Source organism: Bacillus sp. MRMR6, assembly GCF_001940785.1.
GTDB lineage: Bacteria > Bacillota > Bacilli > Bacillales > Cytobacillaceae > Neobacillus.
In genome coordinates this window covers 26,466-50,364 of sequence record NZ_MSLS01000001.1, presented here as the reverse complement: position 1 = coordinate 50,364, position 23,899 = coordinate 26,466, and the positions used below count along the sequence as shown (strand labels likewise).

The 23,899-nt window shown below is 37.5% G+C and carries 27 protein-coding genes; 9 read left to right on the top strand and 18 right to left on the bottom strand.

The features are described from left to right. Positions 1-146: 146 nt before the first annotated feature. The 4 genes from BTR25_RS00265 to BTR25_RS00250 all read left to right on the top strand — a co-directional run bounded on the left by BTR25_RS00265 (position 147) and on the right by BTR25_RS00250 (position 4,340). The gene (locus BTR25_RS00265; RefSeq protein ID WP_075684977.1) at positions 147-869 is read left to right on the top strand and encodes an alpha/beta hydrolase; all 723 of its coding nucleotides are present in this window, start codon (positions 147-149) and stop codon (positions 867-869) included. A gap of 116 nt (positions 870-985) precedes the next feature. Beyond that, positions 986-1,498: a YjcG family protein gene (locus BTR25_RS00260; protein ID WP_075684975.1), complete on the top strand. Its 513-nt coding sequence runs from the start codon at positions 986-988 to the stop codon at positions 1,496-1,498. Between the two features lie 6 nt (positions 1,499-1,504). Continuing rightward, positions 1,505-1,927 (top strand): GNAT family N-acetyltransferase, encoded by a 423-nt coding sequence (locus BTR25_RS00255; protein ID WP_075684973.1) that lies wholly within the window; start codon positions 1,505-1,507, stop codon positions 1,925-1,927. A 118-nt stretch (positions 1,928-2,045) separates the two neighbouring features. Continuing rightward, a complete protein-coding gene (locus BTR25_RS00250) occupies positions 2,046-4,340 on the top strand; it encodes an ATP-dependent helicase (RefSeq protein WP_075684971.1) in 2,295 nt (764 codons plus the stop codon). Positions 4,341-4,358: 18 nt separating this feature from the next. Here the strand turns inward: BTR25_RS00250 and spoVIF are convergent, their stop codons facing one another. The 7 genes from spoVIF to BTR25_RS00215 all read right to left on the bottom strand — a co-directional run bounded on the left by spoVIF (position 4,359) and on the right by BTR25_RS00215 (position 8,099). Next, positions 4,359-4,613, bottom strand: coding sequence for a sporulation-specific transcription regulator SpoVIF (gene spoVIF / locus BTR25_RS00245; protein ID WP_075685694.1), 255 nt, complete (start codon positions 4,611-4,613; stop codon positions 4,359-4,361). Positions 4,614-4,763: 150 nt separating this feature from the next. Next, the gene (locus BTR25_RS00240) at positions 4,764-4,907 is read right to left on the bottom strand and encodes a YjcZ family sporulation protein (RefSeq protein ID WP_075684969.1); all 144 of its coding nucleotides are present in this window, start codon (positions 4,905-4,907) and stop codon (positions 4,764-4,766) included. A 149-nt stretch (positions 4,908-5,056) separates the two neighbouring features. Further along, on the bottom strand, positions 5,057-5,413 hold the full coding sequence (gene spoVAE, locus BTR25_RS00235; RefSeq protein ID WP_075684968.1) for a stage V sporulation protein AE: 357 nt from the start codon (positions 5,411-5,413) through the stop codon (positions 5,057-5,059). A gap of 13 nt (positions 5,414-5,426) precedes the next feature. Then, complete coding sequence (gene spoVAD, locus BTR25_RS00230) at positions 5,427-6,443, bottom strand: stage V sporulation protein AD (protein WP_075684966.1); 1,017 nt, start codon at positions 6,441-6,443, stop codon at positions 5,427-5,429. Beyond that, positions 6,444-6,920, bottom strand: a complete 477-nt coding sequence (gene spoVAC, locus BTR25_RS00225) for a stage V sporulation protein AC (RefSeq protein ID WP_075684964.1) — start codon at positions 6,918-6,920, stop codon at positions 6,444-6,446. Between the two features lie 15 nt (positions 6,921-6,935). After that, positions 6,936-7,403, bottom strand: a complete 468-nt coding sequence (locus BTR25_RS00220) for a sporulation protein (RefSeq protein WP_075684962.1) — start codon at positions 7,401-7,403, stop codon at positions 6,936-6,938. A gap of 339 nt (positions 7,404-7,742) precedes the next feature. Next, positions 7,743-8,099 carry a DUF1360 domain-containing protein gene (locus BTR25_RS00215; RefSeq protein WP_075684961.1) on the bottom strand — a complete coding sequence of 119 codons (357 nt, stop codon included), beginning with the start codon at positions 8,097-8,099 and terminating at the stop codon, positions 7,743-7,745. 133 nt (positions 8,100-8,232) lie between these two features. Here BTR25_RS00215 and BTR25_RS00210 point away from each other — a divergent pair, with 133 nt between their 5' ends. Next, a complete protein-coding gene (locus BTR25_RS00210) occupies positions 8,233-8,742 on the top strand; it encodes a CotY/CotZ family spore coat protein (RefSeq protein WP_075684959.1) in 510 nt (169 codons plus the stop codon). A gap of 43 nt (positions 8,743-8,785) precedes the next feature. Here BTR25_RS00210 and BTR25_RS00205 read toward each other — a convergent pair whose 3' ends face one another. The 3 genes from BTR25_RS00205 to BTR25_RS00195 all read right to left on the bottom strand — a co-directional run bounded on the left by BTR25_RS00205 (position 8,786) and on the right by BTR25_RS00195 (position 12,124). Beyond that, positions 8,786-9,286, bottom strand: coding sequence for a CotO family spore coat protein (locus BTR25_RS00205; RefSeq protein ID WP_075684957.1), 501 nt, complete (start codon positions 9,284-9,286; stop codon positions 8,786-8,788). 106 nt (positions 9,287-9,392) lie between these two features. Then, positions 9,393-10,163: an enoyl-ACP reductase FabI gene (gene fabI / locus BTR25_RS00200; protein ID WP_075684955.1), complete on the bottom strand. Its 771-nt coding sequence runs from the start codon at positions 10,161-10,163 to the stop codon at positions 9,393-9,395. A 101-nt stretch (positions 10,164-10,264) separates the two neighbouring features. Further along, entirely contained in the window at positions 10,265-12,124 is a 1,860-nt protein-coding gene (locus BTR25_RS00195) for a monovalent cation:proton antiporter family protein (RefSeq protein ID WP_075684953.1), read from the bottom strand. 82 nt (positions 12,125-12,206) lie between these two features. Here BTR25_RS00195 and prpE point away from each other — a divergent pair, with 82 nt between their 5' ends. After that, positions 12,207-12,947 (top strand): bis(5'-nucleosyl)-tetraphosphatase PrpE, encoded by a 741-nt coding sequence (gene prpE, locus BTR25_RS00190; RefSeq protein WP_075684951.1) that lies wholly within the window; start codon positions 12,207-12,209, stop codon positions 12,945-12,947. A 75-nt stretch (positions 12,948-13,022) separates the two neighbouring features. Here the strand turns inward: prpE and BTR25_RS00185 are convergent, their stop codons facing one another. Genes BTR25_RS00185 through BTR25_RS00170 form a run of 4 tightly spaced genes read right to left on the bottom strand, consistent with a single transcriptional unit; the run spans position 13,023 to position 15,803 of the window. After that, on the bottom strand, positions 13,023-13,928 hold the full coding sequence (locus tag BTR25_RS00185; protein WP_075684949.1) for an RluA family pseudouridine synthase: 906 nt from the start codon (positions 13,926-13,928) through the stop codon (positions 13,023-13,025). 24 nt (positions 13,929-13,952) lie between these two features. After that, positions 13,953-14,753, bottom strand: coding sequence for an NAD kinase (locus BTR25_RS00180; protein ID WP_075684947.1), 801 nt, complete (start codon positions 14,751-14,753; stop codon positions 13,953-13,955). A 25-nt stretch (positions 14,754-14,778) separates the two neighbouring features. Then, on the bottom strand, positions 14,779-15,417 hold the full coding sequence (yjbM, locus tag BTR25_RS00175) for a GTP diphosphokinase (protein ID WP_075684945.1): 639 nt from the start codon (positions 15,415-15,417) through the stop codon (positions 14,779-14,781). A 26-nt stretch (positions 15,418-15,443) separates the two neighbouring features. After that, positions 15,444-15,803, bottom strand: coding sequence for a UPF0738 family protein (locus BTR25_RS00170; RefSeq protein WP_075684943.1), 360 nt, complete (start codon positions 15,801-15,803; stop codon positions 15,444-15,446). A gap of 115 nt (positions 15,804-15,918) precedes the next feature. Here BTR25_RS00170 and BTR25_RS00165 point away from each other — a divergent pair, with 115 nt between their 5' ends. From BTR25_RS00165 to BTR25_RS00155, 3 genes are all read left to right on the top strand, one after another. Beyond that, positions 15,919-16,503, top strand: a complete 585-nt coding sequence (locus tag BTR25_RS00165) for a CYTH domain-containing protein (protein ID WP_075684941.1) — start codon at positions 15,919-15,921, stop codon at positions 16,501-16,503. A gap of 113 nt (positions 16,504-16,616) precedes the next feature. Beyond that, on the top strand, positions 16,617-17,024 hold the full coding sequence (locus tag BTR25_RS00160) for a globin domain-containing protein (RefSeq protein WP_075684939.1): 408 nt from the start codon (positions 16,617-16,619) through the stop codon (positions 17,022-17,024). Continuing rightward, a complete protein-coding gene (locus BTR25_RS00155) occupies positions 17,021-17,893 on the top strand; it encodes a ClpXP adapter SpxH family protein (protein WP_075684937.1) in 873 nt (290 codons plus the stop codon). Before BTR25_RS00160 ends, BTR25_RS00155 begins: the two co-directional genes overlap by 4 nt. 469 nt (positions 17,894-18,362) lie before the next feature. On the opposite strand, the gene pepF is transcribed toward BTR25_RS00155, so the two are convergent. The 4 genes from pepF to mecA all read right to left on the bottom strand — a co-directional run bounded on the left by pepF (position 18,363) and on the right by mecA (position 23,875). Beyond that, positions 18,363-20,180, bottom strand: coding sequence for an oligoendopeptidase F (gene pepF / locus BTR25_RS00150; RefSeq protein WP_075684935.1), 1,818 nt, complete (start codon positions 20,178-20,180; stop codon positions 18,363-18,365). 137 nt (positions 20,181-20,317) lie between these two features. Then, positions 20,318-21,511 carry a competence protein CoiA gene (locus tag BTR25_RS00145; protein WP_075684933.1) on the bottom strand — a complete coding sequence of 398 codons (1,194 nt, stop codon included), beginning with the start codon at positions 21,509-21,511 and terminating at the stop codon, positions 20,318-20,320. A gap of 101 nt (positions 21,512-21,612) precedes the next feature. Beyond that, a complete protein-coding gene (gene cls, locus BTR25_RS00140) occupies positions 21,613-23,124 on the bottom strand; it encodes a cardiolipin synthase (RefSeq protein WP_075685692.1) in 1,512 nt (503 codons plus the stop codon). 76 nt (positions 23,125-23,200) lie between these two features. After that, positions 23,201-23,875, bottom strand: coding sequence for an adaptor protein MecA (mecA, locus tag BTR25_RS00135; protein ID WP_075684931.1), 675 nt, complete (start codon positions 23,873-23,875; stop codon positions 23,201-23,203). Positions 23,876-23,899: the final 24 nt, after the last annotated feature.

Below are 23,899 nucleotides of genomic sequence, written 5' to 3'. Positions count from 1 at the left end.
TTGTCCATATTGCCATCTTCACATAAAAAGAACCGATATCTTCATTAACCACATCTTTAAAAAGCCCCTGCCCTCCCCCAAAAGCTTTTCCTCCACAATTATGATAAAATGCATTTGTATCTATGAAACATTGGGGGATTTTTCACATGGACTTTCCAAGAGGAACAATAAAAGAAGTGATGTTCAATAGCTCAGAGTTAGCTGAACAAATAGAATTACTCATCTACTTGCCAGCAAACTTTTCACCATTATATAAATACTCATTGCTAATTGCCCAGGACGGCAGGGATTATTTTCAACTTGGTAAAATTGGACGTCTAGCGGATGAGTACCTTAGTAAACGAAAAATTGAAAATTTAATCATAGTTGGTATTCCCTATAAGGATGTCCAAGACCGCCGTAGGAAATATCATCCTGAAGGAGAGCGGAACGAAAAATATATCCGTTTCCTAGCTCATGAATTAGTACCGTACCTAGATCATGAATTTCCAACCTATCAAATGGGTTCTACCAGAGCACTTATAGGCGACTCACTAGGTGCTACTGTCTCACTTTTAACTGCTTTATATTACCCATACACCTTTGGGAAAGTTCTGCTGCAATCACCTTATGTAGACCATAACGTGTTAGATATGGTGGAAGCCTATACAAATCCATCACTTCTAGAGATTTATCATATTATTGGCACCAGAGAAACAGAAGTCCAAACAACAAATGGATTGGTGAGCGACTTTTTAACACCTAATCGAGAGCTCTCAAAGATGTTTACTGAAAAGCAATTTACCTATTTTTATGAAGAATTTGCTGGGAACCATACATGGACGTACTGGCAGCTTGATTTAAGACGAGCCCTGAAGATAATGTTTTAACTCTCTTTGACTCGTTTCTTATTTTTTGAAAATTTGATATAATAATCAGAAGACTTTCTTAAACTTGAATCACTCAAATTGTATAGAAAAATCTAGGTAAACGGAGGAAAAAAACTATGAAATTTGGGGTTGTCATTTTTCCATCTAAAAAACTGCAAGATTTAGCGAATTCATACCGTAAACGATACGACCCGAATTATGCCCTCATTACACCGCATTTAACATTAAAGACTGCCTTTGAAGCATCTGAAGAAGATGCCGTCCTATATGCTGAAAAACTAAGGCAAATTGCCCGCAGCACAAATGCTTTTACTTTAAGAACTACCAAAATAAGTTCATTCCAGCCCGTTAATAATGTAATCTATTTTAAGGTTGAGCCGACAGATGAGCTAAGTACACTACACAATGAAATTAACCAAGAATTCAAAGAACAAAACTTAGAATACGCTTTCGTCCCGCATATCACCATTGGGCAGAAACTGTCAAATGATGAGCACTCAGATGTATATGGCTCTTTACGTATGACAAGACTAAACCACGAGGAAACAGTCGATCGCTACCACCTTCTATACCAGTTAGATAATGGATCTTGGACTGTTTATGAAACATTTCGCCTTGGAAAGGAATAACCAATAGTGACAGTTAAAGTTGTAGAAAATGAAAAAGAATTAGAGGATGCGTTCTCTGTAAGAAGAACGGTTTTTATCGATGAGCAAAACGTCCCTGCTGAGGAGGAAATTGATCAGTTCGAGGATGAGTCCACTCATTTTGTCTACTACCATGATGGCGCTCCCATTGGCGCTGGCCGTTTTCGTGTTGTTGACGGGTATGGGAAGGTTGAACGGATTTGTGTGCTAAGTACCGTAAGAAATACGGGAGCTGGGAAGGCAATTATGAATGCCATTCAGGACCATGCAAATGATAAGGGTATACACAAACTAAAGCTTAATGCACAAACGCATGCCATTCCTTTTTACGAAGGTCTAGAGTATAGAGTGGTATCTGAAGAATTTCTAGATGCCGGGATACCACATAAGACGATGATAAAGGAAATTTAAATTGTTGTACAACACTTGCCGTTATCCAAGGCAGGTGTTTTTTATTCCCCCCCCTTTTAGAAACAGCTCCGTTTTGTTATCATAGAGTTTGTCTTATTTTTTGAAAGAGGATAACAAAATGAAAATAGCTATGTACCTAGAAAAAACAATTTCTTTAGACATTTTAGCTCGAGATCAATTCCAAAAAATATATTTAGCAGGAAAAGACAATCACTTGTCTTGCCCGGTATGCAAAAGAAGCGTTCGCTTATATTTAGGAATACAGGAAGAACCACGATTTTATCATGTTCATTCACCAGAAACTGAATGTTCTATCGATGTCATAGTTTCCAACGAATCTTCTTATACAGAGCAGAACGGATTTCGCATCCCAAAAGGAAGAACCATTCTTGATACATCGGAAGGTAGGAAATTATTTCGTGTTGCTAAATCACTCCCGTGCAGCGTTCCCTTTAAAAAAACAGATAATAGTAACCATGTTGCCCCAACTAGTTATCTAGAACAACTAGCAAACAACGGTGTGATATTAGATGTTAATCAAGCCAAAGCTGTCATTGAAACAGAAGGTTCCTTTCTTGTCCTGGCTGGTGCCGGCAGTGGCAAAACGAGGGTTTTAACTGCAAGAACAGCCTATATGCTTAATTCAAAGAGCATTGAACCAAACACAATTATGCTTGTTACCTTCACTTCAAAAGCTGCTGGAGAAATGAAGAACCGTCTGCTAACCTATCCACATATGAATAGAGATTTAATCAATAAAGTAGTTACTGGTACCTTTCATAGCATATTCTATCGGATCCTTATGTTTCATGAAGGCAATAACTGGTCTTTAGAACGCTTGCTTAAAAAAGAATGGCAGCGTGATAAGATATTAAAGGACGCAGGTAAAGAAATAGAATTATCTGAGAAGGAATTTGCTTATGATTTAGCACTTCAACAAATTGGCTTTTGGAAAAACTCACTCTTACAGCCAGATCAAGTTAGACCAGAATCTGAGTGGGAAGAAAAGGTTGTTTTTCTTTATAAAAGATACGAGGAGTTCAAGACAAAAGAAAAACTGTTCGACTTCGACGATATGCTAGTTGGGTGTTTTCAGCTATTAAGCACAAATTCCTCCCTTCTAGCACAATATCAAAATCGGTTTAAATATTTCCTAATTGATGAATTTCAGGATGTTAATAAGGTACAGTACGAATTAATTAAACTACTTTCAGCTAAATATAAAAATGTTTGTGCTGTTGGTGATGACGATCAGGCCATCTATTCCTTTAGAGGCAGCGACCCAAGTTATTTGCTCGAATTTGAAAAGGATTTTCCTTCAGCTAAATTGGTAACGCTAGACCAAAACTATCGTTCTTCCCATGAAATTGTTTCTACGGCAAATGAAATGATTGCCATTAATAAGATAAGAAGACAAAAAAAGATGAAGGCACAGTTTACAGGCAGTACACCTCCAATGCTTTTCTTTCCTTATGATGAGGAGGAGGAGGCTACAATGATTGTGACAGACATACAAGAAAAAATAGCAAAGGGCGAAAATCCCTCTGACTTCGCCATCCTATATCGAACAAATGTCGGGTCTCGTGCGATATTTGAACGATTAGCAGGCTCAAACCTTCCATTTAAAATTGATCTAGACACAGAGGCCTTTTACGATAGAAGGATTGTTAAAAGTGTTCTTTCATTTCTTAAATTAGGATTTGATGAAGAGAATCTCCAAGCTATAACCGAAATCTTACCTTACTTATTTTTAAAGCAAACCGTAATGAAGGATATAAAAGCGGAGAGTATCCTTCAAGACTGCACGATTCTCGAAGCACTTTCACATTTAAAAACGAAACATCAGTTTCAAGAAAAGAAATTAAAGAAGGCCGTTCAGGTGATTCGGTCGTTAAAATTCAAGACTCCACTTAATGCAATTGAATCGATTGAGAAAGAAATTGGATTCTTGGAATTTCTTAAGAAAAAAGGCACCGAGTCCAATCAGCTCGAAAAGGGTTCTGATGACCTAAAGGATCTAAAGGTGGCGGCAAAAAACTTTGATACCATTCAAAGTCTGCTTGCACATGCTGACCATATGGCTGCAATGAACAAAGAAATAAAGAATTTAAGCAAACATTTTAAAGAGACAATCACCCTTAGCACCATACATCGTTCCAAAGGATTGGAGTATGAATCAGTTTATATTCTTGGTGCTGTTGATGGAAGCCTTCCACATGACTATGCTCTAGATCGTTACCGCAATGGTGATCCTACTGAATTAGAGGAAGAAAGAAGGCTATTTTATGTTGCTATGACAAGAGCGAAGCAACAATTATTCATCTCTGTTCAACAAACTCGAAGAGGTAAAAAAAGTAACCCTTCACGATTTTTAAAGCCGCTAATAAGAAGCAAAAGACCTCTCTCAAAATAGTTGAAAGAGGTCTTTTGCTTATTTTTTGTTAATCATTTTAGAGATTGTATTGAAGTCCAACTGCTTCCCATCATTAACAATTGATTTGACGATTTTATCTTCAGTCTCTTTATTAACTGGTTTGTTAGCAATTTGCGAAACTCGGCGGATGACATTTCGCACGGTTTTTTCATCTTTAAAGTTGGCATTTTGTAAGGAATTCGCTAAATCTAAAATATCCTTCATATTGACGCCAGTTTTCTTTTCAACGTTTTTAAAAAACCCGTTATCCATATTCAATTTCACGCTCCTTCGTAAACTACTTTATTGTATGAAGAAACGCAGAAAACGTGAAAAGAAAAACAAGCTTCTTCCGATATATGTATAAGAAAGGGCTGGCCAATATTTCGGCCAACCCTACCCTTTTATGCAAGCTAATTTTGATTAATAAAAGCTTGCACCTACAATAATTAACAAGATGAATAATACGACGATTAACACAAATGTTGAACCGCCACCGTAGCCGCCAGCGAAGCCAGCGCCGCCGTAACCGGCACCACCGTAACCACCAAATCCACCACAGAACATAGAGAGTCACCTCACTTTGTTAGTCTTACTAATAACATATGAGATGACTAATTGAAGTGTATAGGCACATTCATAGTATTATTTTACTCAATATTTTCACTTTTTCCCGCATTAACGGGCAGTAAAACCCCCATTGATGGAGTTTCACTTTATCCCTTAGGTTTAAAGATTAACGCACCAATAAAACCAAAAACAATGGCTGCAGAGATACCTGAGCTGGTTACTTGGAACATCCCTGTCAGTACTCCGATGAGCCCATGCTTCTCTGCATCCTGCAAAGCACCATGAACTAAAGAGTTCCCAAAGCTAGTAATCGGGATTGTTGCCCCAGCACCTGCAAAATCTATAAGCGGTTCGTATAGACCAAAACCATCTAAGACGGCTCCTATAACAACTAATAAACTTAAGGTATGTCCTGGTGTTAGCTTGCCAACATCAAGCAATAGTTGACCAAATACACAGAATAAACCACCCACAACAAAAGCCCAGAAAAACATTGGTAACAACAGAATTGCCTCCTCATTGATTCATTTCAATTGCCACAGCATGAGCAATACATGGAATTGTCTCTTTTTGCTGAAAGCTTAGTGGTGATAACAAAGCACCGGTTGCTACGACTAGCACCCTCGTATACATACCTTTTTTCATTTGATTGAGGATATGCCCGTATAAAACAGACGCAGAACAACCTGCTCCACTTGCTCCCGATTGAACTGGCTGGTCTTCGTTATAAATTAATAACCCGCAATCTTGAAATTGGTTCCTTTCCAGTTTGAGTCCACTTTTATTTATTAACTCAAAAGCGGTTTCATGTCCAATTCTGCCAAGGTCCCCCGTGATGATTAAGTCATAGTAGGAAGGGTCTAGCTGTAAATCTCGAAAATGGGCGGTGATTGTGTCAGCTGCTGCAGGTGCCATTGCACCGCCCATATTAAACGGATCAGATAATCCCATATCAATCACTTTTCCGATTGTAGCTGAAATGGTCACCGGTTGCTGCTTTGTTGGGTCATTTGACGTAACTAGAGCGACTCCTGCACCAGTAACTGTCCATTGTGCAGTTGGCGGCTTTTGACCTCCATATTCAGTTGGATAACGGAATTGTTTTTCAACTGCTGAATTATGACTTGATGCACCGGTTAAGACATGGCTAGCTCCTTGATAATTAACTACAAATGAAGCCAGTGCTAGTCCCTCCATTGAGGTAGAGCAAGCACCGAAAAGACCAAAGTAGGGAATTTGTTTCGTCCTAGCCGCAAAACTGGTTGGTGTGATTTGATTGATTAAATCACCAGCAAATAAAAACTGTACCTGATCCTTTTCAATTTCTGCCTTTTGCAATGCTGTATCAACAGCCTCTTCAATCAAAATTCGATGTGCCTGTTCATAACTTTCCTGTCCCATCCATAAATCGTCATGTAAAATATCAAAATCGGCTGCTAACTTTCCATTAGCTTCAAAGGGACCTCCGGAAACACCAGTTGCAGAGATCATTGGTCTGTTAGAAAACACCCAGGATTGCTGCCCTTTTAACAATTACAAAACCCCCCACATTACCAATAAAGTCTTGATTAAAGCGACAACAAATGCTGAAAACACTCCAAAAAGGATGACCGACCCTGCAAGTTTAAACATATTACCTCCTACACCTAATACAAACCCTTCTGTCCGATGTTCAATAGCTGCAGAGATAACTGCGTTTCCAAAACCGGTAACAGGCACTGCACTTCCCGCTCCAGCAAATTGACCAAGATGATCGTAAATACCAAAGCCTGTAAGTAACATTGATAAAAAGACCATTGTCGCAACCGTTGGATTCCCTACATTTTGCTCAGTAAAATTAAAGAAATAAATATAAAAATAACTGATGGCTTGGCCAACTACACAAATTAAACCACCCACCCAGAAGGCCCTGATGCAATTTTTTATCACTGGCCGCTTTAGCTCATGTTTTTGCTGCAGCTGCTGATACTTCTGCTGCTGTTGAGTCATACCTTTTTGCTTACTTGCCATCATGAACCTCCATTCTTATTTCATATCTTTGGTTTTTTTGATAATTTCATTTAACCGCTTTTCAGCCTGCTTATCTGAGATTTCCCTTGCATCAATCTTCTCATCAAGCCGCACCGCTTCTAAAAATATCTTATAGTCACTAGATACTGTAAAGTTTTCCTTTGGATATTTTTCTTCGAGCATTGCGTTAAGTTCTTTTTCAATCTGTTTCATTCTAAAACGCTGCATATGTCTTACTTTATAGACAACCAATGCCTCCTTCTTTCCCTGCAGGACAGCAACGTCATAAAGCTCTTCAATATCACTGACATCCTTTTCTATTTTCTTAACCTGGTCATGACCATTATTCATCTGTGTCACTTCAGGATCAGGATTAGTCGTTCTTATCAGTGCTAATTGACTATCCTTAATTGGTTGACCTTGATTACACGAAGCTAAAAGGAATACACATACTAGTAAAAGAAATCGATTGATGTAATCCATTATCTACCCTTCCCTTGTTAGATTTTAAAAGTATTATCACTACTTGGTAGTTTTTTCGTCTTTCACGGATTTTATGTCAATGATTATTAATAAAGAAATCTCCACAAAAAAAACTGCTGGTTCTCCAGCAGTTCAGACACTCTTATTTTTTGGTTTTCTTACCGCAGCCACAGCCCTTTTTCTTAGACGATTTTTTAGTTTTCACCTCAGGTTGTGTTTTGGTTTGTTTCTTGTTTTTATTCGTATTCATCATGTCTTACCACTCCCACTCTAGATGTTAAACTACTTATAGAGTATGTTCGTGGAATTAATCTTGTCTCAACATAAGACTTATTTTTTTTAATTATTAATCCAGAACTGTATGAAAGTTTCGATTAAGGCAGCAAGGCCGGCCACCGCCAAAAAAAGCAGTATCCATTCAAAATAACTTGGCAGGAAAATAAAGCCTACAATCAGGAATGCTGAAGTCCATATCCCAGTACACCAATAACAGCTCAGCAGTTCACCAAAAAACTTTTTGATTGGAGTTGACTTAGGTACATAATACACTTCGATTGTTCCATCTTCATTTGTCTCTTCCACTTCATCAAAAAAAGGAGTACGTATAAATTCAGTGATTTTATCAAAAACGAAAAGCCTTGTTAAGCGAAAACTCGCTAATGAAAGAATAATCAATTCAAAAAGAGTAATGTCCATCCAACATTTGTCCTTCCGTTAAATCTGCCTAATTTTCTTAAATAAGGCGATTGTCCGTAACCCAAAAGGGCCTTCTGAAATATGTTAGTAATGTAAGATATCTATTACAGATAAAATTAAGGAGGAGTATTTAATGGGTTGTGGTAAAAAGAGTGATGTACTCGGCACTAGTGATAACTGTGTATGCCAAGTAGTTCGTGCAATAGCTGATATCCAAGATAATGCTGTAGATGAAGAGTGTTTAGATTGTCCCAGCTGTTTTATGGAACCACTTGGTTCATTAGTATCACCAACTAGAGATCGCGTTGATACGCGAGTTTTTGTACTAAAGACGAAGGACGGTTCACCGTTTCATGCGTTCTTTAGTGGGGAAGGCAATGCATGCGTTTCAATATACTTCCGTGTAGAAGAGGTATTTGATAACTGCTGCGCAACACTTCGTGTATTAGTTCCAGGACGCAGAGAGGGTAACAACTTTGTTCCAGTGAATCTTGTTTCAGGTGGAAACCCTTGCTGCATTAACCTAGAAAGAGTTTGTCAAGTTGATCGTTTCCGTGCAAGCAATGACTGTATCACAGTAGATCTAAGCTGCTTCTGTGCAATACAATGTATTGCTGATGTAAACCTTGGAATATGTGACTAAAGCAAAGGAAATGAGCCAGTCGATCACCGGCTGGCTTTTTTATTTATCTTTTAATTCCAATCATGGCAACTTCCGTTATAGCGTTCCTTGCAATAATCTCTGTGGATTGATTGGGTAGTTTAATGGTAACTTCTTGTTCGTTATAATCGACTAAATATCCTTGATAGGGTTTTTCATCTGTTCTAAAAACGCATGGCACAGGGGGAAATGCTTTTGGAAAATTTCTTAGATATTCTAATCGTTCCCCAATATCCATTTCCTTAAAGCTTTTCACTCTTTTAAACGAACGGTTTTCTTCTTCTTTAGTCTGTGAAGCCTGCTCTGGGAGTTCCTCAATGATGTCTTTCTCCAGTAAGTCATCAGACTTAGCTAATGAAACTTTAAAAATATTCTTTTTCTTAACGCTCTCCTCCCTTGGTACTTCTAAGGGCATTTCTTGTTGCACGTACCGATTTGTGTATACTTCCTGCATATTATTTTTTGGTACACCCGAAAAAGGCTTGGTAATATAAAGCAGGGGTCCACGCTTTTTTTTCCTCTTCATACAGTAACCTCCAATCATTGCATTACAGTTTATATGTATGCAAATTGCCCATAGTCGTTCATAAAATCCAACAAAAAAGACCTGCTACTTCTAGCAGGTCTTTTCATTATAAGATGTGATAACCAGAGTCTACATGGATATTTTCACCAGTGATTCCACGTGATAATTCACTGAAAAGGAATAATGCAGTGTCGCCAACTTCTTCAGTTGTTGTTGCCCTTCTTAAAGGTGCTCTTTCTTCAACAACCTTTGTAATGGCATTGAAATCGCCAACGCCTTTTGCTGATAAAGTACGGATTGGGCCAGCAGAAATGGAGTTAACTCTGATTCCTTCTTGCCCTAAGTCAGCAGCTAAATAACGAACACTTGCATCGAGTGAAGCTTTGGCAACCCCCATAACATTGTAATTTGGAAGGGCACGCTCTCCCCCAAGGTATGTTAGTGTAACAATGCTTCCGCCTTCAGTCATTAGTCCTCTTGCTTCTTTTGCTACAGCAGTTAATGAATAGGAACTGATATTATGTGCCAATAAAAATCCATCTCTTGTTGTATTCATATATTCGCCTTTTAACTCTTCTTTGTTTGCAAATGCAATACAATGAGCAACCCCGTGGATGATTCCTACTGCCTGTTTAATTTCTGTAAAGCACTGCTCAACCGCTTCGTCTTTTGTGACATCACAAGGTAACACAAGGGTCCCTTCAGACTCAAGAGACTCAGCCAATTCACGCACACTGCTTTCAAGTCTTTCACCAGCATAGGTAAAAATTAAGCGTGCTCCAGCATTGTGTAATGAACGAGCTATCCCCCATGCAATACTGCGTTTATTTGCTACACCCATTACGACAAATGTTTTTCCGTTCAAAGAAAGATTCATATTATGTTAGTCCTCCCATTATTACAACTATTAGTACTTGGTACTAATTTTACACTATTCCTTTATAAAAGAAAAGTATGTAATGTCGGAGGTGTATTTCTTTAACAGGTTTCGCAAAATTCAAGCTCCCTTTTTAGCTCATCAACATACTCCTTTGATCCCGTCACGATTAATCGGTCATTGACTAATAGTTCAGTGTCCCCGTGTGGAACGAGCGAATCCTTACCACGGAAGATCCGTACAAAAATGACATCCCCCGTAAAAGGAAATCTTCTTAAGGTCATTCCATCAAATTGTTCATTTTGCATCTTTATCTCAAACAAGGCGGTTTCTTGATTTGTTAAGATGTTAATCACACTCGGAGACTCAATTAATGCTCGAAGTAATGCTTTTGCTGAATTAAAGGTAGAGAATACTTCGACGTTATGTTCTCGTAAGCTTTCTTCTAGCTCAGGGCTTTCTATACGCGTAATAACTCGATTAACTCCTTTTTCTTTGAAAGCAACTGAGAGGGTAGCATTTAATTCCTGGTCCCCTGTTGAGATCACCACTATATCAGATTGTAGTGCCTCTGTGTTTGACAATGAATCCATTGAGTAATCACGAATCTCGACAATATCAAATAAAGAGTTAGAAATTTGTTTATCCGATTTTTCCATTTTGGTATGATACAGCACTGGTTCATAAAGTCCAGATTTAAGCTCCCTAGAAACTGGGAGTGTGATTTGGTTTGCTCCTAGGAAGGAAACTCTAAGTTTCCGTTCACTTACAGCCTCCTTTGGAAACCATTTCTTAAAGGCAATCGGAGTAAAGATGGAAGTAATGACCGCAACTAAAATCAGGGTTCCGCTCATTTCAGCCGTAATTACACCCAAACGCTCTCCAATGGTTGCAGCGGCAATAACCAATGATAAGGTCGATGTCAGTAAAAAGCCAGATGCTATAACTGTTTTTGTATTGTACCAAAACTTAAGCAAATAAACAGGAATCAACTTTGATAGGAGAAGTCCTATTAACAAAAGCGGTATTAATAGCAACAGCTTTTTGTCTGCAAATAAAGACCAGACATTAAGTTCAACCCCTACCATCACAAAGAATATTGGAATCAAAAATCCATATCCAAAGGAATCCAGCTTATGGACGAGTTCTTGATTAGGTGATAATAAGGAAACAAGAACACCCGCAAGAAACGCACCGAGAATATTTTCAGCTCCTACCGATTCCGACAACCCCACTAATACGATAATTAGCGTAAAAACAGCTCTGGTTCCGATTTGGATCGTTCCCTTGGACATAGTTTCGAGCAAAGGTCGGCTCTTAAACCGTTTTCCGATAAAATAAAGACCAATGCCTGCTGCAAATAAAATTAATAATAACCATGTATTTCCTGAGTCTGATTCATACACAGAAACAAAAACCGCTAACAAGATCATGGTAACCAAGTCAGCAATAACAGCTACAAGCAAAATGATTTGCCCTATATTCGTTTTCATTAAGTGTGCTTCTTTTAATGTTGGAACAACAACACCGAGAGAGATTGTAGATATTATCAGCGTCATTAAAAATGCATTATCAATAAAGCCAGCAAATACAAATAAGTATGATAATCCTAGTGAAAAAATAAAGATTCCGGCAAAAACTAAGGAAGCAGCTAAAAATGTATTCGGCTCTAGTTTCCCATTTGGAAGAGTCCTCTGTTTTTTTCTGCCAGAAAATGCAGTGAAATCAATTTCAAGACCGCTTAAAAACATTAAGAATATAAAACCAAGGGTGGATAGGGTTGAAAGCCACATGTCCTCATGAACAATGTTAAAACCACTCTTCCCAATAACTAGCCCCATAATAATCTCCGCAACCACGACCGGAATATAGTTTAATTTTAACCGATGGAGTATTAATGGTGTTACGAAGGCCACCGTTACTACAATTAATAAAGAGATAACTGACGCATGATTTTCCATATCGTCCTCCTAGAACTAAGACTTTTTGATAATAAAAATTAAATAATATACAGAGACTAAATGCATAAGGGGGTACCGTCCAATGAAAATTGACATCATCGGAGATATACATGGCTGTTTATCCGAATTTGAAGCACTCACAAAAGAATGCGGCTATCACTGGGAAAACGGGATCCCAATTCATCCTGAAAATAGGATTTTGGGCTTTGTTGGTGATTTAACTGACCGTGGCCCTGCCTCACTAAAGGTTGCAGATATTGTTTGGAGGCTTGTCATTGAGCAGAAAAGGGCTGTTTATACACCGGGAAATCATTGCAATAAATTGTATCGCTATTTTCTCGGAAACAACGTACAAGAAACTCATGGCCTTGAGACAACTGTTGCCGAGTATAAATCATTATACAAAAAAGATCAGCAAACCATTCGTAAAAAATTTATCGAACTGTATGAAAAATCTCCATTGCATTTAGTATTAGATAAAAATAAGCTTGTTATTGCACATGCTGGAATTAAGCAGGAGTTTATCGGAAAAAGCAATTCAAAGGTAAAAACCTTTGTCCTTTATGGAGATATTACAGGAGAAAAACACCCTGATGGATCTCCTGTTCGAAGAGATTGGGCCAAGGAATACAAAGGAGATTCACTTATTGTCTATGGTCATACACCTGTAAAAGAGCCTAGAATAATAAATAATACATATAATATTGACACTGGTGCTGTTTTTGGAGGAAAGCTCACAGCACTACGCTATCCTGAGATGGAACTAGTCTCTGTAGACTCTACTATGCCATATGTTGCGGAAAAATTTAAAGATTTTGCTTAAACTATCGTATTTCGTTCTATAAATCGACAAATTTCCCAGGAAATCATTAGAATTTATAATAAGTAAAGGCTGAACCTATGATAATGGTTCAGCCTTTACTAGTTCAATCATATCTTCAGGAAGTGGTACACAAAAACCCATTTCCTGGCCATTGATGGGATGGATAAAGTTAATCTCTTTACAATGCAGCGCCTGCCTCTTAATAAGTGCTGTACTTCCTCCATATAAATCATCACCTAATAACGGATGACCTAAATAGGACATATGGACACGAATTTGATGAGTCCTTCCTGTTTCTAAACGTAATCTTAAATGGGTGAATGCAATATTTCGCTCAATTATAGAATAATAAGTGCAAGCGTATTGTCCATCACTGCGGACTTCCCTCTCAATTATACTATCGGTTTTCCTGCCGATAGGCTCATCAATTATTCCAGTATCCTCCTCAAGGTTCCCACCAGCAAACGCTTCATATGTTCGCCTAACAAAACCATTTTGCTGTTGCTTACTGAGAAGGTGATGAATATGGCGATGTTTAGCTATTAGGACTATTCCAGATGTGTCTCGGTCCAACCTGGTTACAATATGGGTGGTAGCTTTAAGGTTAATTTTGTCGTAATAGCCAACGAGTGCATTGGCCAGACTTCCAGAAGGATGTTCTCGTGAAGGAATGGTGTTAATCCCAGCAGGCTTATTGACAACAAGGACATGTTCATCCTCATAAATAATTTCAATGGAGATATCTTCTCCCCGTAACCCCTCACTAGGATGTTCCATGGGAAAAATTACGGTTAGCTTTTCCCCTTCTATTAAACGATACCTTACTGTTACATCTTGATTATTCACACGGATAGATCCACCGTTAAACTTAATATCTGTTAATGCAGTCTTAGATACCCCCGCTTCCTTAAGAAAGTCCTTAATTAGCATCCCACTATCTATCTCACTGACTATCCATTGAAGGTGAAACTGAGAAGTCATAGCATAGCCTCCGCTCTCAATTAATTAGTCAGAATCAGAAATAAATGAATCATGTACTCGTTTCCAGAATGGAAATGGACGAAAACGCGCGAATCGGATTTTTTCTTCAGGGACTCTAAATTGGATAGACTTTACGTCTTTATGGAGTAACGTAAGGTGATCAATGGTGACTTGAAAATCTACTCTATTCACTGGCTTCAGCATACACGTATGGTGTGAGGGCAGGATGAGTGGTGAGCCCACTGTCCGAAACACTCGATTATTAATGGAAGCCATTTCTGCAACCTGAAGCGCAGAGATGGATGGATGAATAATTGCTCCACCTAAAGCTTTATTATAAGCGGTACTCCCAGAAGGTGTTGACACACAAAGTCCATCACCACGAAATCTTTCGAAATGCTGGCCGCGAATTTCCACATCCATCACGAGAGTTCCTTCTACGCTTTTTACAGTAGATTCGTTTAAAGCCAAATATCTTGATTCCTTACCTGCATGCTGATACCGGATGATTACCTCTAGCAGAGGATATTCAACGACCTGATAGGGAGTTTTGGCAATAGCAATGACAAGTTTCTCAATTTCTTCTGGCGTCCAATCAGCATAAAATCCCAAATGTCCAGTATGGATACCAACAAATGCAGTTTTATTGAGCCGGCTGCTATAGCGATGAAAGGCATAAAGGAGCGTACCATCTCCGCCAATCGAAACAACAATATCTGGTTGGTCTTCATCATATACCAAATCAAAATCGAGTAGGTACGTCCTCATCTTATGCATCAGAATATTTGATTTTTGATCACCTTTAGATGTAATCGCAAATTTCATAACAGTTTCTCCTTCTAATGAACTCCTAGCTATTCTCCTCTTGTTTAAACTCCTTATTCCTCGTGAAAAAAGCTTGGGCTTCTTGTATCTCCCCTCGTATTAAAGACATCTCCTCATCAAGTCTAAAAGCTGCTTCTGCGGCTCGTTTTAATCTCATTTGTATATCGTCAGGAAAATCCCCTTTGTATTTATAATTCAGAGAATGCTCAATTGTAGCCCAGAAATTCATAGCCAAGGTCCTAATTTGTATTTCAGTAAGAATCTTTTTCTCACCATGAATAGTTTGGACTGGATAGCGGACGACAACATGATGTGAACGATAGCCACTGGTCTTTTTATGAGATATATAGTCCCTTTCTTCCACAACTTTTAAGTCATTTCGACTTCTCAGTAAATGAACCACATGTGGAATATCATCTACAAATTGACACATAATTCGGATACCAGCAATATCTTGCAGTTCCTCCTCCAATTTGTCTAATGGTATTCCTTTTTGATTGGCCTTATCAAGGATACTCGCAATGGGTTTGACCCTGCCTGTTACAAATTCAATAGGTGAATGGGTCGAATTAAGTTCAAATTGTCCCCTCATCCCTTTAAGTTTTACTTTTAGCTCTCCAACCGCTTGTTTGTATGGGGCTAAAAACTGGTCCCAATGTTTCATTATTCCCCCCCTGTACACAATTGTATCTAAAATATCTTCTCCACTTTTGCTAACATTTCCTCACCATAGTTACTGTTTCCACGGATATTATTCAAAATATCTTCTAATTCTCCAAGGAAATTTTTTAACTCCTGCCGTTCCTCTTTAAAGAAAAGTATTACAGAAGACTTTACTTCTATTGCCTCTCTTAAAGAGGGCCAGATATTTTCTGGTATTACGATATATGTATAATCAATCTTGTCCTCCATTAAGTAGATAAACGAAAATTGCTCCGAATCAACCAGTATTTGTTCTAAAGGGAGCAGGCCACTAAATGACTCATTTGTTTGTAACAATAGTACACCCTCTGTTAAACTTGCCATAGTAATATTTATTTTTCTTTTCATATCTCTACCTCCAGCTTTCACTCCCTTATTTTAGCATAATCTATCATTTCTCCCAAGATTCAGTTTTAAGAACAGGTTAGTCTGAATTCTGGATTTGAAGAAAGGAAGAAATAAGATGTCAGAACAGATTGAAATTGAATTTAAAAACATACTCACTAAAAGTGAATATGAAATGTTTTTAAAGGAATTTAATATTAGTGGTGATCAAATTTTTACACAGGTTAACTATTACTTTGATACACCTTATTTTGATTTAAAGAATGCATCTGCTGCACTTAGAATCAGAAAAAAGGCAAAGGGCTATGAACTAACACTTAAACAGCCGCAACAGCTCGGAATCTTAGAAACAACTCAGGCACTAAAAGAAGGAGAATTTATCAGTGCAATCGAATCAAATAAACTTCCGATTGGAATTGTTCATAGTAAAATAACGAAATTAGGGATAACTTATTCCCATATTGAACATTTTGGTTCCTTGACTACCAAAAGGGTTGAAATTCCATATAGAAATGGTCTTCTTGTCTTTGACCATAGCTATTACTTAGGTAAGGAAGATTATGAAGTTGAGTATGAAGTTGAAAACTACGAAGATGGATATAATTACTTTTTAGAGTTACTAACGAGAAAGAACATTCCTAACCGTAAGACTGACAATAAAATACACCGTTTTTATCAGCAAAAATATGCAAGTAATAAGTAAAAATACTAACTTAAATAATGGTAACGACTCGTACTCTTAAAGCTATTTATTTGAGATATCAAAAAGGCATTGATAAAATATATAAAACAATACAATTTAAAGGGGTTGTCAACATGATGGAGAAGATGCCTACACCATATGAGGCCATTGGGGAAGACACATTACACCGCCTAGTGGATACCTTTTATGGGCTGGTTGCACAACATCCTGATCTTGCTCCAATTTTCCCAAATGAATTTTCTGAGATTGCACGTAAACAAAAGCAATTTCTAACTCAATACTTAGGAGGTCCGCCCGTTTATACTGAAGAACATGGTCACCCAATGATGCGCGCACGCCATTTACCATTTCCTGTTACACCGACACGTGCAAAGGCATGGCTTTCCTGCATGACTCTGGCAATGGACATAACGGGTTTAGAAGGGCCAGTAAGGGATCATTTTTATTCACGTCTTCACTTAACTGCTCAGCATATGATTAACACACCGGATACCGATGACATCCTAGGAGAAAATTCGTGAGCAATCTCGATCAACAAGGACCAAAAAATAAATGCTACAACAGTGATAAAAAGCCAATTGAAATATACACATTCATCGATCCTTTATGTCCTGAGTGCTGGGCTCTTGAACCAATTTTCAAGAAATTGCAGATAGAATATGGAAAGTACTTCTCTATTAAGCATGTACTTAGCGGTCGAATCACCAATTTAAATATGAGTAAGAAAAAAAATTATGATAATATTGCTGAGCTCTGGGAAAAGACTGCTAGCAGGTCTGGGATGTCCTGTGATGGGACCTTATGGCTGGAAAACCCTATCGATTCTCCATATATAGTCTCTATTGCTATTAAGGCTGCCGAGTTACAGGGGAGAAGAGCGGGGCTTCGTTTTTTAAGGAAGCTTCAAGAGCTTTTATTCTTAGAGAAACAAAACATCTCAAATCTTGTTGTATTACAGGACTGTGCTGAGAATGTGGGATTAGATGTTCAAGAATTTATCTCTGATATCCATTCCGATAGTGCAGCAAAAGCTTTTCAATGTGACTTAAAGATCACATCAGAAATGGATGTAAACGAAATTCCAACTTTAGTATTTTTTAACGAAAACACTGAGGATGAGGGTATAAAAATAACTGGAACCTATCCTTATGAAGTTTACGAGCAAATACTTGAAGAAATGCTAATTGATCCTCCTTCTAAATCTCAGCCGCCTTCAATTGAATCTTTTATGGAATTCTTTAAACTAGTAGCTTCGAAAGAAATAGCGGTTGTATATAATTTATCCATTTCTCAAGTAGAAAAAGAAATGAAAAAACTACTTTTATTACAAAAAGTAGAGCAGCTTCCCGCCAAATACGGAACATTTTGGAGGTATCTTGGCGAAAAGTAGTACAATACGTGAAAAGGCCTTACAGCAAGCTGTAAGGCCTTTCTCTATTTATACGAACAAAGGGGATGGGAGAAATTTTTCACGGTCAAACAAAGGGGTATATGTTTGTAGTGATCAACTTCACGTATAAAATATACCATGTGGATGAACTCATTGACAATGTGATTGTGTATTATTTCACATTATTGTCAAAAAATCATAATATCAGGTTCTGATTAATAAAATAATAATAATAATTAATGGTGGTGATAGACTTGTTGAAAGCTCCTCTTTTACTTCTAGTCGTATTTTTCTTGATATCTTTTATCCTGCATTTGCTTGCACTATTAAAAGTTTTCCCGCTACTTTTGAGTACTCCGCTATTATTTGTATCTATTTTCATGCTAATATTTCATATGAATGATCGAAAAAGATTTAAAGGCTTCTAATAACAAAATGAGGAAGTGTCATGGTGACACTTCCTCTCTTTTTATGACAATAATTGTTCTAATTCATTAAGTTTTTCCTCAAAGACCTTACAAGCATCCCTAATTGGATCAGCACTTGTCATATCAACTCCTGCCTTTTTAAGGACTTCGATAGGATAATCAGAACTTCCGGCGCTTAGGAATTCGATATAGCGTTTTACTGCCGGCTCGCCTTCCTCTAAGATCTGTTTACTTAGCGCGGTTGCTGCACTGAATCCTGTCGCATATTGATATACATAATAATTGTAATAGAAGTGTGGAATCCTTGCCCATTCTAATCCAATTTCTTCATCAATTATGATGTCTTCTTCCCCAAAGTACTTCTTATTCAAGGCATAATATTCGGTGGTTAAGGACTCTGCTGTTAAGGCTTCATTATTTTGAGCCTTCTGGTGGATTAAATGTTCATACTCCGCGAACATGGTCTGGCGGAACACAGTTCCTCTAAAGCCTTCCAGATAGTGATTTAAAAGATAGATTCGTTTTTGTTCATCATCAATTGTTTTTAACAAGTAATCATTTAATAAAGCTTCATTACAGGTAGAAGCTACTTCTGCAACAAATATAGAATAGTTACCGTATGGGTATGGCTGTGATTTACGTGTATAGTAGCTATGCACTGAGTGGCCAAATTCATGAGCTAGTGTAAATAAATTATTTACGTTATCCTGCCAGTTCATCAAGATATATGGGTTCGTTCCATATGAGCCGCTAGAATATGCTCCGCTGCGTTTACCTTTATTTTCGTGGACATCCACCCACCGATTCTCAAAACCTTCTTTTAGGATACCCGCATACTCTTCACCCAATGGAGCCAATCCATCAATAACTAGTTTCTCGGCTTCTTTATAGGGAATTTCCATCTTCACGTCTTTTACCAATGGTGTATACAAATCGTACATATGGAGCTCAGATACTCCTAACACTTTTTTACGAAGCTTTACATAGCGGTGTAGTAAATGTAGATTTTCGTTTACCGTATTTACCAGATTATCATAAACACTTTCAGGAATGTTATTCGCAGCCAGAGCAGCATGTCTTGCTGAATTATATTTTCTGATCCGAGCATTAAAGTTATCTTTTTTTACATTACCACTAATCGTGCTCGCAAAGGTATTGCGGAAATTTCCATACGTCTCATAGACAGCTTTAAAAGCATCGTGACGTACACGCTGATCAGAACTTTCTAAAAAACGGATATAGCGGCCATGGGTGATTTCTACCTCCTCACTGTTTTCGTCCTTAATTGAAGGGAATTTTATGTCTGCATTATTTAACATCCCAAAGGTGTTACTAGATGCATTCATTACCTCTCCGGCTTCCGCAAGCAAAGCTTCCTGTTCAGCCGATAGAACATGTGGACGTTGAAGATTGATCTCTTCTAAGGCATGCTCATAAAGTTTTAGCTCTGCTTTCTCATTTAAAAACCCTAACACTTGGTTTTCATCAATAGCAAGAATCTCTGGTACTATAAATGCTAACTGACTAGCAGCCTGTGAGTAGAGGTTCTTCATCCGGTCATCTAAACCTTGATAGAAAGAATTTGTTGTGTCTTGATCATAGCGCATGTGGGCATATGTATATAACTTACCAATTCTTTCAAGCAGTTTATCTTGAAATTGCAATGCTTGAAATAATATTTCTGCGCTATCGCCAAGTTTTCCTTCATACTCTTTTATTCCTGAAATTTGATTCTTAACTTCCTGAAATTCACTTTCCCATTCCTGATCACTAGTAAATATATCTTCTAAACGCCATGTATCTTCTACAGGAATTTCACTTCTTGCCGGCAGCTTTTTTACCGCAGTATCACTTGCCATTACTTTTCCTCCAATCAATTATTAATTCACTGAAAATATTACTCATCTTTACTATTCGCTCTTAAGCAATCAAATCCTTTTAAAATGAATAGAACATATAACACTTTATATTATGCCCTATTGTCTGTTTTCATTTATCACTTCAGCAGGAATGTACGATTTTTTTGTAGAAAATTACGCTTTAATTCCTCCTTTTCCTGATTTGATCGCGGAATCATTAAATTAGTAGTTAGCTGAATAGCTGTATCGCCATGTCTTGAGATAATTCCCAAACTTTCTAACTGTAGTATATACTCTTTAACAACTATAAATGGATTGATTTGCTCGAACTGGGGTATCTTTCGAATGATAATATCTTTTTTTCGAACTCTCCTGACAAAGCTTTTTTCAAACTCAAAGAGAGGGATGTATTCACCAGGTGTTTTTGTCAAAAGAACATCCAAAAAAAGATATGTTTGCCAAATGGTTGAGGGGGTAGAGAGTAACGATGAGTGACTCACCGGCAAGCCAATCTCAGGTGGAAGCAAAAATAAATTCAAATTATTTCGGTAAATTTCCTGAAGAAATTGTTTTTGTTGTGGAGTTGGGTGAAGAAAACAATTAAAATTTATTTTCTCCATTTCCCTATTCCAGTGCCCTGCACTCATTTTAGTAGTAAGATTGGGCTCAAACAAGGCCTTTATAGGTACTTCATCAATAGAACTAGTAAGATTGTCCGCATACGCATTATTAGGTGAAAGTGTTAGAAGTGGACCTGTAAAGTGCAGCAGCCTGTGTTCGGGGCAATAGGAGGGTATAAAAAACTGATGGTCCATGTTTTTTTGTAAAAAGAAGGATGTGAAACATGAAAGTGTATAGATGTTTTTTCTTTTTGATTTAATTAGTTTATTACCGGCAATCCAAAGCGGGATATAGCCATAGTGATAATAATTTTTTGTTCTGTTAATGAACTGATCTTCAGGGATTGGACTGCACTGATATTCTAAGGCATATTTGTTCCCGTTATACTCGAACATAATATCAGGACGTTGTTGGATATCCGAATCATAATATTCTAAAATTGCCCGGATCCCTTGTCCAATAAGCCACTGATAAAGCTGAAGTTTACCATTCATATGATATTCAGTTTCCCTTTCATAAACCTCCCTGCAGTTTCCCTTTCTCTGATGAGCAAAGTGGTATATACGGTGTTCACCTAATTTTAATGTTACCTCCTCACCACATACTGGACAGATAAATTCCTCTCTCTTTCTAAGAACTAACAGCGTCTCCTTATTGTATTGATATCCTAGTGAAATTCTTTTACCTGTTCTTGTATTCGCTGTCAACAAATTCCTTCACCTCCTACCTGCATTAATTCGAGTCGAATATATATAAATCCTTTTAGAAAAAATAAAAAACTCATCCACGTGAGTTTTTTATGACTAAAAAATTATAGTAACGGTGAAAGCAATCTTGATGTAGACTCTAGGAGTCGTAATCCTATATGCCGCTTACTAAAAGTACTTAATTCTAGCTGCTTTGAATCCTTCAAATCTTTTAAATATTCTGTAACCAACTTCTGTGTACTATTGGTCCTATATAAGAATGCATTAACTTCAAAATTCAAATGAAAACTTCTCATATCCATGTTAGATGTACCTATCGAAGCAAGCTCGTGATCGACAATTACAATTTTGCTATGCATGAACCCTTTTTCATACTCGTACACTTTTACCCCTGCTTCGAGCAGCTCTGGAAAATATGACCTTGAAGCATGGAAAACAATCCTTTTATCCGGTCGGTTTGGAACTAATAATCTTACATCAATACCACTTAATGACGCCACCTTGAGTGCTGAAAAAATATCCTCATCAGGTATGAAGTACGGTGATGCAATCCAGACAGATTCCTTTGCCGAAGTAATCATGGAAAAAAAAATGTTTTTTATTACACTCCATTCATTATCAGGACCGCCAGCAATTAGATGTACCCCTCCATGGGATTGATCATCTATCTGAGGTGACAAGTATTCTGCAGTTAAGAAACTATAATTTGTCATGTAATACCAATCTTGCAAAAAGATTAGCTGCAATGACCTAACGGCTTCCCCTCTAAGCATTAAATGGGTATCTCGCCAAAAGCCAATATTTTTATTTCTTCCTAGATACTCATCTCCAATATTAAGACCACCAACAAAGCCAACAGTTCCATCAATCACAATGATTTTACGATGGTTTCTAAAATTAAATTTATTGTTTAGAAACGGCAATTTAACAGGTCCAAAGGGTACTACCTCTACACCGCCCATTTTCAATTCAATAATAAACTTCTTTGATAATTGCCAAGACCCTACAGCATCATAAAGAAACCGCACCATTACACCTTGACTAGCCTTTTCAATTAATACCTCTTTAATTTCCTGACCAATTTGATCATGACGGACAATATAATACTCCATATGTATATGATGACGTGCTTTTTTCAGCTGTTGGATAATGTTTTCAAAGGTTTCAGTACCGTTTGTTAAAACTTCCGTTGCGGTGTCGAAGGATATTGGACTATTCCCTAACTTTTGTGCCAAAGCAAACAATCTAGCTTGATGTTCCCCCATTAATTTGAGCTTCTCCTCACTTCGCGGGTCATCTTCACCTTCAATCGAGAGGAAGGCCTGCTTGTCGAGGAAATACTTTTTTCGATACATTTTCTCTTTTCGGTAATTGCGTCCAAATAGCAAATAAAAAATAAATCCAACTAGAGGAAAACTGCCTAATACAATTAACCATGTAAGAGTTTGGGTTGGATGCCTATTTTCGAGGAATATGACAAATCCAATAAAAACAACTGACAGCGTAATGATAAGGCTCAAAAACCCAAAAACTCCACCACTAATAAAATCCCTGAAATAAAACAAGATAACCGATAGACCTGAGAAAAAAAAGATAACTCTAACCATATTTTTCAGTTTAATCACCCGCCACTATTTTTACCAATAAATAATGTAAAAAATACCGATTTCAATAATAGAAATCGGCATTTTTTCATTTAAAGTGCTTTCTTATTTCAGTGAAAACATCATTCATTATTATTTCCTTACCATATTCCTGAATCCGATGGATAGTTAACTGTGTTTCATATCCATACTCGAGAAGAATACTTAATATATCATCCACTTCATCCTCTTCAAACTGATCCTCAGGAAACTCTGTAAATAAATAATACTTACCCTCATAGAAATACAGCATTGTATTTAGATTATCAAGTCCTCCACGGTTTGCAAGCATGATGAGATCCTCAAAATCTTTGAATGCAATTAAGAATTCTAATGTTTCTTCTTCTTCGAGTAGTATTTCTTCAACATCTTTATGTCTCGAATGAAAATGTTGGTCTAAAATATCTTCAATATTATCATCCACTGGCAGATCTTTTAGTTTTTCATTTGGAATTGGGAGTTCAAACTTCTGGCCATCCTTTGAAACTTGTGCCTTGGTTACTAGAATTTCAAGGCCTTTTTCTAGCGCCTGGACTTGAATCCAAAGCGGACCTTCGACTACAAACTCTTCTTCCTGATGAACTTCATCCATCATTTCCCAAAAAAGCTCTTCACTTCGTTCTCGGTTGTACCAAATTTCTTCACGGTCGAAGCCTCGTTCTTCAATATCACCATATGAAATATAAAACTTTACAGTATTTTCATTAATACGTTCGATCTCCATCTTCAACTCTCCCTTCCCTATTCA

Bases quoted from the DNA above. Each gene is read 5' to 3' on its own strand.
- BTR25_RS00265 (WP_075684977.1), top strand. From the start codon at position 147: ATGGACTTTCCAAGAGGAACAATAAAAGAAGTGATGTTCAATAGCTCA.
- BTR25_RS00260 (WP_075684975.1), top strand. From the start codon at position 986: ATGAAATTTGGGGTTGTCATTTTTCCATCTAAAAAACTGCAAGATTTA.
- BTR25_RS00250 (WP_075684971.1), top strand. From the start codon at position 2,046: ATGAAAATAGCTATGTACCTAGAAAAAACAATTTCTTTAGACATTTTA.
- spoVIF (WP_075685694.1), bottom strand. From the start codon at position 4,613: ATGGATAACGGGTTTTTTAAAAACGTTGAAAAGAAAACTGGCGTCAAT.
- BTR25_RS00240 (WP_075684969.1), bottom strand. From the start codon at position 4,907: ATGTTCTGTGGTGGATTTGGTGGTTACGGTGGTGCCGGTTACGGCGGC.
- spoVAC (WP_075684964.1), bottom strand. From the start codon at position 6,920: ATGGCAAGTAAGCAAAAAGGTATGACTCAACAGCAGCAGAAGTATCAG.
- BTR25_RS00220 (WP_075684962.1), bottom strand. From the start codon at position 7,403: ATGGATTACATCAATCGATTTCTTTTACTAGTATGTGTATTCCTTTTA.
- BTR25_RS00215 (WP_075684961.1), bottom strand. From the start codon at position 8,099: ATGGACATTACTCTTTTTGAATTGATTATTCTTTCATTAGCGAGTTTT.
- BTR25_RS00210 (WP_075684959.1), top strand. From the start codon at position 8,233: ATGGGTTGTGGTAAAAAGAGTGATGTACTCGGCACTAGTGATAACTGT.
- BTR25_RS00205 (WP_075684957.1), bottom strand. From the start codon at position 9,286: ATGAAGAGGAAAAAAAAGCGTGGACCCCTGCTTTATATTACCAAGCCT.
- fabI (WP_075684955.1), bottom strand. From the start codon at position 10,163: ATGAATCTTTCTTTGAACGGAAAAACATTTGTCGTAATGGGTGTAGCA.
- BTR25_RS00195 (WP_075684953.1), bottom strand. From the start codon at position 12,124: ATGGAAAATCATGCGTCAGTTATCTCTTTATTAATTGTAGTAACGGTG.
- prpE (WP_075684951.1), top strand. From the start codon at position 12,207: ATGAAAATTGACATCATCGGAGATATACATGGCTGTTTATCCGAATTT.
- BTR25_RS00185 (WP_075684949.1), bottom strand. From the start codon at position 13,928: ATGACTTCTCAGTTTCACCTTCAATGGATAGTCAGTGAGATAGATAGT.
- BTR25_RS00180 (WP_075684947.1), bottom strand. From the start codon at position 14,753: ATGAAATTTGCGATTACATCTAAAGGTGATCAAAAATCAAATATTCTG.
- yjbM (WP_075684945.1), bottom strand. From the start codon at position 15,417: ATGAAACATTGGGACCAGTTTTTAGCCCCATACAAACAAGCGGTTGGA.
- BTR25_RS00170 (WP_075684943.1), bottom strand. From the start codon at position 15,803: ATGAAAAGAAAAATAAATATTACTATGGCAAGTTTAACAGAGGGTGTA.
- BTR25_RS00165 (WP_075684941.1), top strand. From the start codon at position 15,919: ATGTCAGAACAGATTGAAATTGAATTTAAAAACATACTCACTAAAAGT.
- BTR25_RS00160 (WP_075684939.1), top strand. From the start codon at position 16,617: ATGATGGAGAAGATGCCTACACCATATGAGGCCATTGGGGAAGACACA.
- pepF (WP_075684935.1), bottom strand. From the start codon at position 20,180: ATGGCAAGTGATACTGCGGTAAAAAAGCTGCCGGCAAGAAGTGAAATT.
- mecA (WP_075684931.1), bottom strand. From the start codon at position 23,875: ATGGAGATCGAACGTATTAATGAAAATACTGTAAAGTTTTATATTTCA.